Here is a 13,129-nt window from a genome sequence, read left to right as displayed (position 1 = left end):
CGAGCCTCGTGCACCAATCCAAGCCAGACGCGGCGGGACAGTCGGTTCTCCCGACCTCGCAAGACCCGCGCTTCCGCAACAGAAACCTGCAATGGATGCGCGCGATCGCCGCGCTCTTCGTGCTGCTCTACCATGCCAGCGTCTATCTCGATCAGATCACAGGCGAGAGCGCGTTTCTGCGCGTGTTCGACGGTCGTTTCGGCCTGATCGGGGTCGCGATCTTCTTTGCGATCTCCGGTTATCTGATGGCCGAGATCCTCCCGAAGGTCGATCCCTGGCGCTTTCTCCTACACCGGGTCGTGCGGATATACCCGATCTTCCTGATCGTCCTCCTGTCGTTGCTGCTGGTGCGGCGCCGGCTCGACGAAGTGGACCTCTGGGCCGTAACGCTGGTGCCCGTGGGTGAGGGGCGGATCTACTATCTCGGCGTGGAATGGACGCTTCTGTTCGAGACGACGTTCTACGTCTTCCTGTTCATCTGCAGCCTTCTCGGCCTTCGCCATAGGCTTCACTGGATCGCCGGGCTTTGGCTCGTGGTGATCACTGTTGGAACCTTCGCCTATAGCAGCGTCCAGTCGGTTCTGACGCCGCGAATCGAGCTTCTGCCGATCATGTCCGTCAATGCCGCCTTCGCGGCCGGCCTGTTGATCCCGCGCCTGCGAGCGAGCGGCCTGTTTCAGCCCGCTCTCGCCACCTTGGCGGTCGGCATTCTCCTCTTGTCCGGCGTCTTCTCGTTCGGGGTCGATCGCTTGGTGGCCTCGGCCGCCGCGATCCTGCTCGTGGGGCTCGTCGTCTCGAATCGACTGCACGGCGCTGGACGGCCCGGTGTAGTCTCCCGCATTGCGGACCGATACGGCGACTGGAGCTACGCGCTCTACCTCTGTCACGCGCCGCTCGTGGTGGCCATCTATCTCAAGCATCCGCCCTTGCCGGGCTGGGGCTTGTGGTGTCTGGCCGTGCTCGTGCCGCTTCTCGTGGCCATTCCCTACGGCATCATCGATCTCGCGCTCTACCGTTTCCTGAAAGCATGGGTGGATCGCAGCAGCAAAACCACCGCAGCGCTCCTCGCGAGCCTCTACACCGCGTTTTTCGTGGCCGTCGCGGCGACCGCCTCGCTGTTCAGCACGGGTCCGACCCCTCAGCTCAATCGACAGCCGATCGCCAAACCCGTTCCGCCGCCGGCCGAAACCGCCGTCCCCACCCTGGTTCCCGATCCCGTCGCTCCGCAGACGCTTGCGCCAAGCCCGAGCGTCCCTTAAAGACGCCGACCATGGATGGGTGGCCGAGTGGTTTAAGGCAGCGGTCTTGAAAACCGCCGTGCGGGGAACCGTACCGTGAGTTCGAATCTCACCCCATCCGCCATCGATCTTCTTCGCACCTCTGCGCACCTCTTACGTCGTCGCACCTTAGCTATTGGCGAGTTGTTACCTCCTGCCGAACATGCGAGAAGCAGGACGTTCCAACTTAACTTCCATCATTGCGTTCTGGTTCTCGATCTACAACCAACGCACGAGTATCACCTGATCGCGCGAGATGAATTGTCTCGACACTCAAGCAAGTTTCGGCCATCCTTGCGCCGGTCCAAAATAAGGTGACGGTTTTGAGCGCGGTTTCGGACAAGCAGGAAGAAGCTCAGGACATGTTGATCCGGCGACTGCGCGCGATCGGACGGCTTAGCGCGCAGGACGAGATGATGATATCGACGCTTCGCTGGGACGTCGTCGATATCCCCCCGCGAACCGACTTCATCAACGAGGGCGACATTCAAAACCGATGCTGTCTCCTGATGGAGGGAGTCGTCGTCCGCTCGAACTTCACTCGCTCGGGCGAGCGGCAAATCCAATCCGTCCATATCCCAGGCGACATGCCGGACTTGCAGAGCCTGCATCTGCAGCGCATGGACCATTACATCGGCTCGGTTTCGCATTGCCGCGTGGGTTTCGTGACGCATGAGAGCATGTTGCGCGTTCTCGACGGATCGCCCAAACTCACGGCGACCTTCTGGCGCGAGACGCTGATAGACGCTTCGCTCTACCGCGCCATTATCGTGCGCAACGCCCGGCTCGGTTCGACCGAACGTCTCGCTCATTTCATCTGCGAGATGTGGTGCCGCTTCCATGCCGTTGGGCTCACCGATCGCACGGGTTTCGCCTTTACGATGACGCAGGAGATGGTGGGGCAGGTGCTCGGCCTCAGCATCGTCAGCGTCAACCGCTCCATGCAGATCCTTCGGTCCGAAGGACTGATGGTCTGGGATCGAGGGCGAATCGACGTGCTCAACTGGTCGCAACTGGCCGATCTCGCGCAGTTCGACCCCAGCTTCCTGCATTTGAACGACTAGCATGGAAAGCGTTCAAGTCCGATGACGCGGATCTTCGCTCGCGCGTCGCTTGGGGATACGGGCCGACGGATTGACTTGCTTCCGTTGGCGGGTCACACAAAACGTCCATTCGGACAATCTTGATGCGCGATTACTACACGATTACGGAGCTGACCCGCGAGTTCGACATCTCGACGCGGACTATACGCTTCTACGAAGACGAAGGGCTGATCTCGCCCATCCGGCGAGGGCGAACCCGGCTTTTCCGGCATTCGGATCGTCATCTGCTGCGCATGATTCTCCGTGGCAAACGCCTGGGATTCTCGATTGCCGAGATCCGAGAGATCATGGGCATGTACCGCACGCCGCCTGGCGAAGCCGGGCAGCTTCGAGCGATCGTGCGGCGCGTGAGCGAGAAGCGGGGCGAACTCGAGCAGAAACGTCGGGACATCGAAGACCTGCTGGCGGAGCTGGATCAGGCCGAGGAAGCGTGTCTCACCCGCATGGCGGAACTCGGGATTTCGCCGACGAGCTAAGCGGTAGGCCGCTCCTGTCGCTGCGCGCTCTCACGGAGAGGCGGGCAGGGCGAAGGAGCAAGCGTTGACGGTCTCGCCCACCTTTTGCCGCTCGTCTTCCGTCAGCTGACCGCGAAGCAGTCGATCGAGCAGTTTGTCCGACTCCAGCCGTGTCTGGACGCATCCGCAGTAACTCTGGCAGAAGGCCGCGTCCCGATCCTTCTCGCAGGTTTGCCGGCAGCTGGCCTGAAACGCCTCGGTCTGATCAGGCGGCGCCAGGAAGGCCACGAGCGCGACGATCCCGATCGAGACCGGCTGGTGAACGAGATAGAACAGGAGCGAATGTTTCCCAAGGGTCGAGAGGGGCCATAACGCTCGCAATGGGGCGTTGAGCTGCGAGAGCGCTCGCCATCCGTCGAAGCGGCCGATCGCCTGCGCGATCGCAATTCCGAACAGGATGGCGCCGAACCAGGGGAACAGCGGAACGAAGTCGTTGGATAGAGGGGGGTGCTCGGAGAAGCCGATCCAGGCCAGCCATCGGCTGTCGGTCAGGGGCGTCGTGAAGCTGAACGAGACTGCGACCAAGGCGACGGCCAAGAGGGCGGTGAGCCAGAAGGGCAGGCGCAGGAACGGCAGGCCCAGCAAGCTTCCAACCGCGATCAGGTGCAGGATGCCGAAGAAGACGAAACCCTGCGGCGTGAAGAGATAGGTCGCGAGCGAAATTGCGGCCGCGCCGGCGGCGATCTGCAACAAGCGCTTACGGAAAGACGCCCAGCGCACGCCGCGACCATGCGCCAGCACGAGGCTGACCCCGACCAAGATCAGAAAGCTCGAAGCGATAATGCGCGCAAACAGCTTCCATCCGCCGACCTGCGCGAAGCCCGGCGCGAGATAGCCGAAGAATTCGAGATCCCAGGTGAAATGATAAACCAGCATGGCAAGGAGCGCGAAGCCCCGCGCGATGTCGAGGAGGTCGATCCGCTCGCCACGGATTTTCTCGGGTGCCGTCATCATGCGTCCACTGGTTCGATCCCGGATCCGCCTATCTCAAATGCGGAAGGAAGGCGAACGGAACTTCTCTCGCCTTCGAGCCCATTCGAGGACCATGGCATGAAGATCATCGAGGCATCCGGCGCGCGCATTCCCGCCCTCGGCTTCGGCACCTACAAGCTGACCGGCGAAACCTGCATCCGCATGGTTGGAGAGGCGATCGAGGCGGGCTATCGCCATATCGATACGGCCCGAATGTATGGCAACGAACGGGAAGTCGGCGAGGGGGTTCGCGCGAGCGGCATCGAGCGGGATGATATTTTCGTGACCACGAAGGTATGGTACGAGGACATCGGCGCCGACCGGCTCGTCGCCACAGCCGAAGCGGCGGTGGACGCGCTCGGCATCGGCGCGGTCGACCTGCTTCTGATCCACTGGCCGAATGCGGGCATTCCGCTGGAAGACTCGATTTCGGCGCTCAACGCGGCGAAGGAGCAAGGGCTGACTCGGCATATCGGCGTGGCGAACTTTCCGAGCACGCTTCTCGACGACGCGGCCGCCATGAGCACGGCGCCGCTCGTCTGCAATCAGGTCGAGTATCATCCGCTCTTGTCGCAGGAGGCGATACTCGGCTCTTGCGAGCGCAACGACATGGCTCTCATCGCCTATTCGCCGATCGGGCAAGGCGGCGAGCTGCTCCAGCATCCGACGGTAACGGGAATCGCGCAGCGCCGGGGCCGCACGCCGGCGCAGGTGATTCTGCGCTGGGAGATCGAGCAGCCCCGCGTCGGCGCCATTCCACGCACCTCCAATCCCGACCGCCTGCGGGAAAATTTCGACGTCTTCTCGTTCGAACTTTCTGAGACGGATCGAACTGCGCTCAACGACATGACGCGGCAGCGCAAGCGTCTGGTCGACCCGGCCTTCGCGCCGGCGTGGGACCGGATTTGACAGAGCCACGCTTGGGCTGACATCGAAAGCGGGGCGGCCCGAACGGCCGATCCCCATGCCATCTCGCGATAATAGGATATCAGCCGACCGATGTTTTTCGCCCTTTCGAAACTCGGCTGGTATCTGGTCCAGCCCCTCGTCGGCATTCTGCTGATCTCCGCCGTCGGCTTTCTCTGCCTCTTGCTGAAATTGCCTCGGACAGGCCTTGGTCTCCTCGGCTTCGCCTTCCTGGTGCTGGCGATCATCAGCCTCTCGCCGCTAGGGCTTCTGATGCTGGCGCCGCTGGAGAACCGCTTTCCGAAACCCGCGTTGCCGGAGCGCGTCGCCGGCATAGTGGTTCTCGGCGGCTCGTTCGACACGCGCGTCGCCCGCACGCGCGGCGAACCGGAATTGAACGACGCGGCAGACCGCATCACCACCGCGCTCGCTCTTTCGCGGCAGTTTCCGGAGGCGAAGATCGTCTTCAGCGGCGGCGCGGCCGCCATGTTCGAGGACGACGTGACGGAGTCTTCCGTCGCGCAGCGCCTGTTCGGCGACCTCGGCCTCGCGCCTGAAAGGCTCGTTCTGGAGGACCGCTCGCGCAACACGGTCGAGAATGCGCGCTTTTCCAAGGAGCTTGCCGATCCTCAAAGCGGCGACACTTGGCTTCTCGTAACCTCGGCCGCGCATATGCCCCGTGCGGTCGGTTGCTTTCGCACGGCCGGATTCGACGTGGTTCCCTATCCCACGGACTATCAGACGCCTGCCGGTGACGCGATCTACCGGCCCTCGACCGCGACGGTGCGCAATCTGGAGAAGGTTCATTTTGCGATCCGCGAGTATCTGGGGCTTCTCGCCTATCGCCTGACGGGCAAGACCGACGCGCTGCTGCCGGCGCCTCAGCCTTCGTCGGGGAGCGCCAGCCTGTAGATACCCTTGAAGTCGTGCGGGTTCACCGCACGCCCCTTGCGCAAGATGCGGACCTCGCCGGCATCCGCAAGCGCCACCGCAACGGCGCGGATCGGCGTCATCATCAGCCGCCAGACCTTCTCGTCGGAGCCGGCGATCTGGCGCGCGATCTCGGAGGGGCAGACCGTCTTGCCGACGCCTCGCTCCGTAATAGCCACGAGGATGGTTGTTCTGATCTCGTCTTGGCTGATCACGATGCGTCTTCCTCTCGCGTTGTCGCCAGGCAGTCGTTCGCGTCGGAATAGAACTGCCGTCGGGCCAGAATGAGGATGACGGTTAGAGTCGTCGCGATCAGGACCCAGGGGCTGATGAACCAGCCGAGATAGGCCATGGCGAAGAAGATCGCTCGGAGCCCGGAATTGAAGTGCCGTGCCGCGATCTGGTTCATCCTCAGAGCGCGCCGAACGGCCAGTTCCGCTGCCTCCGGATCGGCTTCCGCTTCGCGTGCCATGGGCACGGCTCCGATTAGAATCGTGCAATAGTTGAAGAGCCGATAGGCCCAGCCGAACTTGAAGAAGGCGAAAACGAAGATCGTCACGAGACCGAGGAGCTTCGACTCCAGCAGCGCGCGGTCGAACGTGCCTTGCAGCGGCAGGTCGGTCACGACGGTCGCGATATGGTCTGCCGATCCCATTAGGGCGAAACAGCCGCCGATCGCAAAGATGCAGGCGGAGGCGAAGAAGCCGGTGCCTTGCTGAAGACCCGTCATGATGGCCGTGTCGATCATGCGCAGGTCGCGTCGCAGCATGGTGTACATCCAGGCTTCGCGCTGCATGTTCATGCGCCGGCTCAAGCCGCGCCGGGACAGGGCGCTCCCGTCCACCGCATAGGCATAGATCGTCCAGCCGAGGCTGAAGGTCAGAAGGGCGACGAGGTTTGCGGGATCGAGGATCTGCTGAAGCGGCATGGACGGCGGAGCCTCTTCGCGGGCTGGGAGCGACGCGAAGGATCGCTCGTCTTGCAATTTGGAACGAGCGCGTCAGCCGGCCTTGACCTCGCCGCGATAGGGGCGGATGGAGCGCTCATGTCGCTCCATATGATCAAGCTTTGCGTCGGTGTCGAATCGATCGAGGATCTGCAGATCCATGTCGAGCATCGCCTGCAGCTCGCTAATCTGTCCGGCCAAGTGGCCGAGCAGACCCATGTCACGCGGGTCATGCCCAAGCGCGCCGCCGAGATCTTGGCAGGCGGGTCGCTTTACTGGGTGATCAAGGCACAGGTGCAGGTGCGCCAACCCATCCTGCGCTTCGACGCCTTCACGGCCGAGGATGGGATCGAGCGATGCCGCATCGTGCTGGCGCCGGACTTCATCCCGACGCGGTGGCAACCTCGGCGCGCCTTCCAGGGATGGCGCTATCTCACGCAGGACGACGCGCCACCTGACCGAACATCAGGGGATGGCGAGCCCCTACCGGCAGACCTGCAACGCGAACTCGCCGGGCTCGGACTTCTCTAACCCTTAGAGACGATCCACCCGTCCGCAGGAGATGCGAACCGCAGGCGTGCCCGTCGGCGTGTTCACCTTGAGATAGATCATCCCTTCCGGCTGCGCAGCGCGCCAGGCGCGCGCACCGTGGCAGAGCAGCAGCCCGACCAGGTCCTTGGCGCGCACGCGCGTCTTGCCATCGCGATAATCGCCGAGGCGCGATGCCGCTTGCTGTAGTGGGTGAAGACCGATCGCGGAAACGTTCGAAGCCTTTTCCCCGGCAGACGAAAAACCAAGGATTTCCTGTTCAACGGACATGGGAACCTCGAACTGACACATACACTGATGATTTGGAAAACTCGGACGGACGTCTTTCCAAGCCCGTCAAGGCAGGGCGCAGGCGATCAGTTGGCGGCGATCGCGTAGCATGCATAGGAGCGGGCCTTCAGGACCTCGCAGGCAGCATTCGCAGCCGTCTTGGTGTCGAATCCGCCAAACCGGGCGCGATAAAGCGTCTGCGATCCGTTGCCGACCGACTGAGTGAAGGGCTTGGCCCGGGACAGGGCCGATCCGCCACGCTGCTTGGCCTCGGACAGGATCTCCAGCGCCGTCGCCTCGACCGGCGTTGCCGCGATCTGGACGACCCAGCCACTGCTGGGAGCGAGAGAAGCGGTTGCAACGACCGGCGACGGTCCGGCGTTGGGGATGGACGCACGCGGGCGGGGAGCGCCAGCCAACGCATTCGAGGTCGGGATTTCCATCGCGTCGACCTCCTTACGACCGAGGGCAGCGCGCAGGGCCTCGCGACCGATCACCTGACGCTCGGGCGCCGTAATGGCATTCATCGCGCCGGCCGCATTCGAGCCATAGGCCTGAGCGACGCGCTCGTTGATCGACGAGGCGCGGCGCGTGGGAAGCGGCACGCTGGCGGGGATTTCGGCGACATGAGCGGCGACGGATGGGCCGCGCGCGGTCGGGGAATAGGCCGCGATCACAGGATCACCCGAACGCGTGCTGACGTCCGGCAGATACTTGTTCACGAGCTCGGCCATGTGATCGTCGCGCGAGCGCGCCGTGCGCCCGCCCATCACCACCGCCACCAGCTTCTTGTTTCCGCGCAGGACGGAGGTCACGAGATTGAAGCCTGAGGCATTGATGTAGCCGGTCTTGATGCCGTCGACGCCCTGGATACGACCCAGAAGCCGGTTGTGATTGCCGATGACCTGACCGCGGAAGTTGAACGAACGTCGGCTAAAATAGCCGTAATACTGCGGAAAGTGCTCGCGTAGCGCGACGCCGAGTGTCGCCATGTCGCGGGCCGTGGTCATCTGGCCCGGGTTCGGAAGTCCGTTGGCGTTCTGGAATGTGGTGCGCGACATGCCGAGCTTGCGTGCCTTGGCCGTCATCATCTCGGCGAACTGGCTCTCAGTCCCGCCAAGATACTCGCCGATCACCACCGCCGCGTCGTTGGCCGATCGGGTCACGAGAGCAAGGATACCTTCCTCCACCGAGATCGTGGTTCCCGGCTTCAGCCCGAGCTTAGAAGGCGGCCGGGCCGAGGCATAGGCCGAGACCTTCATCGGCGTCGACAGCGTGGCCCGGCCGCTCTCCAGCGCATCGAAGAGAAGGTAGAGCGTCATCATCTTTGTAAGCGATGCGGGGTAGCGGCGCTCGTCGCTGCTCTTGGAGTAGAGGACCTTGCCATTGTTCGCGTCGAGAACGATGGCGGAATAACGCTCGTCGCTGCTCTGGGCGTGAGCGCCAGGAACTGTGGCGAGAAGGCTGGCACCAACGAGGAGTGTCCCCATCGCCATGGATGCGCGCTTGGTCAGACCATCGATCCGGGAAGGGGCCTTGAGCATGAGGCAGCACTCTCGTCTCTGCGATTTCGAGATGCTGCGATTCGGCGGCTAAGCCGAACCTTACCAACTGCGTGGCGTCGCGATCTCATCTTGTGGGAAAGATACGCCCGAGGGCCTTACCAATCCGTTTATGGTTGCCGGAACCTTGTGATCGGAAGGTGGCATTCATCTCAAATTTTTGACGACCTGAACGTGATCGGAAAATTCTTTTGAGAACCCAAGATTGCATCTTGCGATTTTTGTGCGGTGCAATATAAACGAGCGCGCTGCACCCAGGCGTGCGGCCTCTGGGTTGGAACGGGAGCAGTGCAATGAACATGTATGCGGACGCTGGTCAGGCCGGTAAGGAAGCAATGGACAACTTCATCAAGTCGGTTTCGACGGTGACGAAGGGTTTCCAGCAGATCGCCGCCGAGACCGGTGAATTCACCAAGCGAAACTACGAGACTTCCGCGAAGCTGTTCGAAGAGTTGGCGCAGACCCGTACGCCGGACAAGGCGATCGAACTGCAGAGCGCCTATGCCAAGAGCTTCTACGAGGCATGGATGTCGCAGGCGACGAAGATCGGCGAACTCTACACGAACATCGCCCGCGAGTCCTTCAAGCCGCTGGAAACCAACATGAACAAGGCCGCGTCCTACGCGCAGGATTCGGTGCAGCAGGCCGCCTGATCGGCTCGCGCTAGCGCACCATTTGCAAGATCAGTTCTGCATTTCGAGAAAGCCTGGCCTCCGCCGGGCTTTCCGTCGTTGAGTATCTCACCATGCTCTTACGGTCATTTTGAGGCTGTAGAGCAAGTGTTCGCAGATAGGGCGGCTGGCCTTTACTACCCAGCGTTGCGAAGTCAGTAGAAATATCCCTTTCCGACTCCTAATACAAATAAGCTCTGTATTTTATATTTATCGGGCGCTATTCCTTTCTGCGTCGAAAAGCTTTGCGTAGCCCCTCCCATAGCGCTCCGCTCCAGCGCTTCGACCAAGCAGATAGGGGCGTCGTCATCTCATGGCCGGGATCAAACTGTCCGTCGTAGCTCCATGCTACAATGAGGAAGCGGTGCTCGCCGATTTTCATCGGCGCATGTCGGCGGCCTGCCTCGGCGCGGTTGGCGACGCGCATGAGATCGTTCTGGTGGACGATGGATCGTCCGACCGCACCTGGGCCATGATCGCCGAACTGGCAGAGCGGGACGCGCATGTCGTCGGCGTGCGGCTGTTTCGAAATCATGGGCACCAGTTGGCCGTCACCGCCGGCTTGTCGGTTGCCAAGGGCGCCCGCGTTCTCCTGATCGACGCCGACCTTCAGGACCCGCCCGAGCTTTTGCCCGACATGATGGGCATCATGGATAGCGGTGCGGACGTGGTCTACGGCCAGCGCGCGTCCCGCTCGGGCGAAACCGCTTTCAAGCTCGTGACGGCTTCGGTCTTCTATCGCCTCCTCGATAAGGTCTCGGCCGTGCCGATCCCGCGTGATACCGGCGATTTCCGTCTGATGAACCGGACCGTGGTCGACATTCTCTGCGGCATGCCCGAGCAGCACCGTTTCATTCGAGGGATGGTGAGTTGGATCGGGGGGAAGCAGGCGGCTTTGCCCTATGCGCGTGAGGCCCGGTTCGCCGGAACGACCAAATATCCGTTGCGAAAGATGATCGCCTTCGCCACCGACGCGATGACGAGCTTCTCCACCGTGCCGCTTCGGCTGGCGGTCTGGCTCGGAATGTTGTCGGCCGTGTTCGCCTTCCTCATTCTCGCCTATGCCGTCGCTCAATGGGTGCTCGGCAATGTCGTCCCTGGTTGGGCGAGTTCGCTCGTCGCAATCTCCTTCTTCTCCGGCGTCCAGATGATCGTGATGGGTGTGTTCGGTGAATATCTCGGACGGGTGGTCCAGGAAGTGAAGCGGCGTCCGCTCTTTACGATTGCGGAGATTCGGCAGACCGCATTGGTGCAGCCATTCGCGGTGCGAGAGGCCGATAGCCTCGCTGCCGGACGCGCCGCTTCGTTGGCCGATCGAGGCGTGGAAGCGTCCGCCTGATGTCATCACAGCGCGCATATGAGGAAATCAACAAGGACGCCGCCTCGCCTTCAGGCGGGTCTCTTCGGCAAATGGTTCTGTTTGCGCTGGTCGGCATCGTGAACACGGCTGTCGATTTAGCGGCCTTTGCAGTCCTTATTTGGATCGGTCTGGCACCGCTGGCGGCCAACGCGATCAGCTTCTGCCTCGGCGCGCTCAATAGCCTGATCCTGAACAAGAACCTGACCTTCCGCGAGGCCGGCGCCTGCTATTCCCCGCGTCTGGTGTTCAGTTTCGCGGCGGTCACGTTTCTGTCGCTCGGGGTGTCGCAAGCCAGCCTTTCGGCCTTGATGACGATGGGAGCACCGGCGCTCGCGGCCAAACTCGCCTCGGTTCTCGTCACCTTCGTCGTCGGTTTCGGTCTCAACAAATTCGTGACGTTCAGGAAGTCATCCCAGCATGGTTGATCTTGCATCGCGCGCGCCCTTGCCACCCATCACGAAGGCGAAGTCCGCAGGAGGCGACAATGCGCTCATGCTTGTCTTCCTTCTCGTTGCTGCCGTCCTGTCTCTGCTGCCGATCCTGCGTGTCGAAATCCCGCCGCTGCTCGACTATCCAAACCATTATGCGCGGCTCTGGCTCATTTCCGGCGGCGCTCAAGACCCCGTCATGGCCGCCATGTACCGGATTGATTGGGGCGCGGCGTGGACCAACGTCTTGACCGACATGATCGCCGCCTCGGTCGGCCCCATTCTGCCGCTCCAGGTCTTGAGCCGGCTGCTTCTCGCGCTGGGGCTGCTGATGCCTGCCATCGGCTTGACTGCGCTCAACCGGGCACTGTTCGGCGGATTGCATTGGTGGAACATTGTCTGTATGATCTTGGTCTGGAATGTCATCTTCCTGGCCGGTTTCCTGAATTTCAGCATCGGGCTCGGCCTTGCGCTCCTTCTAGCGGCGGGAGACCTCCATCTGGCATCCCGGTCCTTGGTTCTTCGGCTGGCCTATCGCGCGGCGTCGTCCGCTCTGCTTCTGATCGCCCATCCCTTCGCGCTTCTGTTTTTCGTCTTGCTTCAGGCCGCGATGGCCTTCGGACCGCATCTCTCGCTGCTTGCCGATCGATCGCTCTGGAAGCCCATGCTAGGCCGAGTGCTTGCAGCCTGCACGCCGTGCTTCATTCCGCTTTTGGTGCTGCTCGCGTTCGGACCCGCGCTTCCGGGGTCGAACAGCGCGGCCGGGCAGGGCGGCACGGTCTGGAGCGAAATATCGCTGACCAACGCGATCTCGGTTCTGCTCACCTACTTCAAGACCTACGATCTTCAGGTCGATGCCGTTTATGTCGTCCTCTTCGCGGGCCTCATTGGGTTGGCCTGTCTGCGCCGCCGCCTGTCGGCTCATGCCGGCCTACTATTGGTTGCGGGTCTTCTGGCCGTGGTCTCCCCTTTCATCCCGGTGTCCTATCGGGCGACGGGTGCGATCGATCTGCGTCTGCCCTCCATGATGGTCCTGGCGCTGGCCGCGGGCGTTCGCCTGCGCCTGTTCGAAGCCGGGCGTGATCGACTGGTGCTCGCTTCGCTTGCCCTTGTGCTCGTCGCCTCGCGCATGATCGTCGTGGACCGGGTGTGGAGCGAAGCGGAAAAGAATATCGCCGCTGTCGAGGCGGCGGTCGCGGACCTGCCTCCGGGCGCGAAGCTTCTGCCGCTGCAGGACACAGGCGACAAGGCGCTCAATTCCCAGGCGCCGAGCGGCCGTTTCCTGGGGCGCAACATGCCGCTGCATTGGCATTACGGTTCGCTCGCCGTCGTTCGCGAAAAGGCCTTCATCCCGACCCTGTTCACCGCCGCCGGCAAGCAGCCTATCACCGTCCTGCCGCCCTATACCGAAATCTCCGTGCCGGAAGGCGTTCCGCCCACGGTCGATCTTCTGACCAAGCCAGTCCAGGCGGCCTTTCCCTATCTCGCGGATTGGACGCACCGCTTCGACTACATCCTGGTGCTCAACGCCGATCAGCCGAACGCCGCCGGCCCCATGACGAACCTGCCCAATCTTGTTTCGGTCGCGGACAAGGGTTTTGCGCGGCTCTACCGCATCGCGCGGTAGACGACACGTCTCC

Annotated in this window: 15 protein-coding genes and 1 tRNA gene; 11 read left to right on the top strand and 5 right to left on the bottom strand. The window is 62.4% G+C overall.

From position 1 onward, the window contains the following. The first annotated feature begins 8 nt into the window (after positions 1-8). From AUL32_RS15735 to AUL32_RS15720, 4 genes are all read left to right on the top strand, one after another. Positions 9-1,259, top strand: a complete 1,251-nt coding sequence (locus tag AUL32_RS15735) for an acyltransferase family protein (protein ID WP_156421484.1) — start codon at positions 9-11, stop codon at positions 1,257-1,259. A gap of 13 nt (positions 1,260-1,272) precedes the next feature. Next, positions 1,273-1,362, top strand: a tRNA-Ser gene (locus tag AUL32_RS15730). Positions 1,363-1,639: 277 nt separating this feature from the next. Next, on the top strand, positions 1,640-2,341 hold the full coding sequence (locus AUL32_RS15725) for a Crp/Fnr family transcriptional regulator (RefSeq protein ID WP_156421483.1): 702 nt from the start codon (positions 1,640-1,642) through the stop codon (positions 2,339-2,341). Positions 2,342-2,463: 122 nt separating this feature from the next. Next, positions 2,464-2,856, top strand: a complete 393-nt coding sequence (locus tag AUL32_RS15720) for a MerR family transcriptional regulator (RefSeq protein ID WP_061976063.1) — start codon at positions 2,464-2,466, stop codon at positions 2,854-2,856. Positions 2,857-2,886: 30 nt separating this feature from the next. Here AUL32_RS15720 and AUL32_RS15715 read toward each other — a convergent pair whose 3' ends face one another. Beyond that, complete coding sequence (locus AUL32_RS15715) at positions 2,887-3,846, bottom strand: heparan-alpha-glucosaminide N-acetyltransferase (protein ID WP_062116912.1); 960 nt, start codon at positions 3,844-3,846, stop codon at positions 2,887-2,889. Positions 3,847-3,945: 99 nt separating this feature from the next. On the opposite strand from AUL32_RS15715, the gene AUL32_RS15710 reads away from it, so the two are divergent. Beyond that, positions 3,946-4,776: an aldo/keto reductase gene (locus AUL32_RS15710; protein WP_062116674.1), complete on the top strand. Its 831-nt coding sequence runs from the start codon at positions 3,946-3,948 to the stop codon at positions 4,774-4,776. A gap of 90 nt (positions 4,777-4,866) precedes the next feature. Further along, the gene (locus AUL32_RS15705) at positions 4,867-5,685 is read left to right on the top strand and encodes a YdcF family protein (protein ID WP_062116671.1); all 819 of its coding nucleotides are present in this window, start codon (positions 4,867-4,869) and stop codon (positions 5,683-5,685) included. Here the strand turns inward: AUL32_RS15705 and AUL32_RS15700 are convergent. Continuing rightward, positions 5,655-5,918, bottom strand: a complete 264-nt coding sequence (locus AUL32_RS15700) for a DUF3253 domain-containing protein (protein WP_306302892.1) — start codon at positions 5,916-5,918, stop codon at positions 5,655-5,657. The two genes, AUL32_RS15705 and AUL32_RS15700, sit on opposite strands and share 31 nt — an antisense overlap. Further along, complete coding sequence (locus AUL32_RS15695) at positions 5,915-6,631, bottom strand: DUF599 domain-containing protein (RefSeq protein WP_062116668.1); 717 nt, start codon at positions 6,629-6,631, stop codon at positions 5,915-5,917. The genes AUL32_RS15700 and AUL32_RS15695 overlap by 4 nt, the downstream gene beginning before the upstream one ends. A 117-nt stretch (positions 6,632-6,748) precedes the next feature. Here AUL32_RS15695 and AUL32_RS15690 point away from each other — a divergent pair, with 117 nt between their 5' ends. After that, positions 6,749-7,180, top strand: a complete 432-nt coding sequence (locus AUL32_RS15690; protein WP_062116665.1) for a DUF1489 family protein — start codon at positions 6,749-6,751, stop codon at positions 7,178-7,180. 3 nt (positions 7,181-7,183) lie between these two features. On the opposite strand, the gene AUL32_RS15685 is transcribed toward AUL32_RS15690, so the two are convergent. Then, positions 7,184-7,468, bottom strand: a complete 285-nt coding sequence (locus AUL32_RS15685; protein WP_082639686.1) for a hypothetical protein — start codon at positions 7,466-7,468, stop codon at positions 7,184-7,186. 86 nt (positions 7,469-7,554) lie between these two features. Beyond that, positions 7,555-9,012, bottom strand: coding sequence for a D-alanyl-D-alanine carboxypeptidase (locus tag AUL32_RS15680; RefSeq protein WP_062116662.1), 1,458 nt, complete (start codon positions 9,010-9,012; stop codon positions 7,555-7,557). Positions 9,013-9,323: 311 nt separating this feature from the next. On the opposite strand from AUL32_RS15680, the gene AUL32_RS15675 reads away from it, so the two are divergent. The 4 genes from AUL32_RS15675 to AUL32_RS15660 all read left to right on the top strand — a co-directional run bounded on the left by AUL32_RS15675 (position 9,324) and on the right by AUL32_RS15660 (position 13,116). Then, positions 9,324-9,683, top strand: coding sequence for a phasin family protein (locus AUL32_RS15675; RefSeq protein WP_062116653.1), 360 nt, complete (start codon positions 9,324-9,326; stop codon positions 9,681-9,683). 331 nt (positions 9,684-10,014) lie between these two features. Beyond that, positions 10,015-11,040: a glycosyltransferase family 2 protein gene (locus AUL32_RS15670; protein WP_062116651.1), complete on the top strand. Its 1,026-nt coding sequence runs from the start codon at positions 10,015-10,017 to the stop codon at positions 11,038-11,040. Next, complete coding sequence (locus AUL32_RS15665; protein ID WP_062116648.1) at positions 11,040-11,486, top strand: GtrA family protein; 447 nt, start codon at positions 11,040-11,042, stop codon at positions 11,484-11,486. Before AUL32_RS15670 ends, AUL32_RS15665 begins: the two co-directional genes overlap by 1 nt. Continuing rightward, a complete protein-coding gene (locus AUL32_RS15660; protein ID WP_062116646.1) occupies positions 11,479-13,116 on the top strand; it encodes a hypothetical protein in 1,638 nt (545 codons plus the stop codon). Before AUL32_RS15665 ends, AUL32_RS15660 begins: the two co-directional genes overlap by 8 nt. Positions 13,117-13,129: the final 13 nt, after the last annotated feature.

This window comes from Aureimonas sp. AU40 (genome assembly GCF_001463785.1).
Classification (GTDB): Bacteria; Pseudomonadota; Alphaproteobacteria; order Rhizobiales; family Rhizobiaceae; genus Aureimonas.
This window is presented reverse-complemented; position numbering and strand designations above follow the sequence as displayed.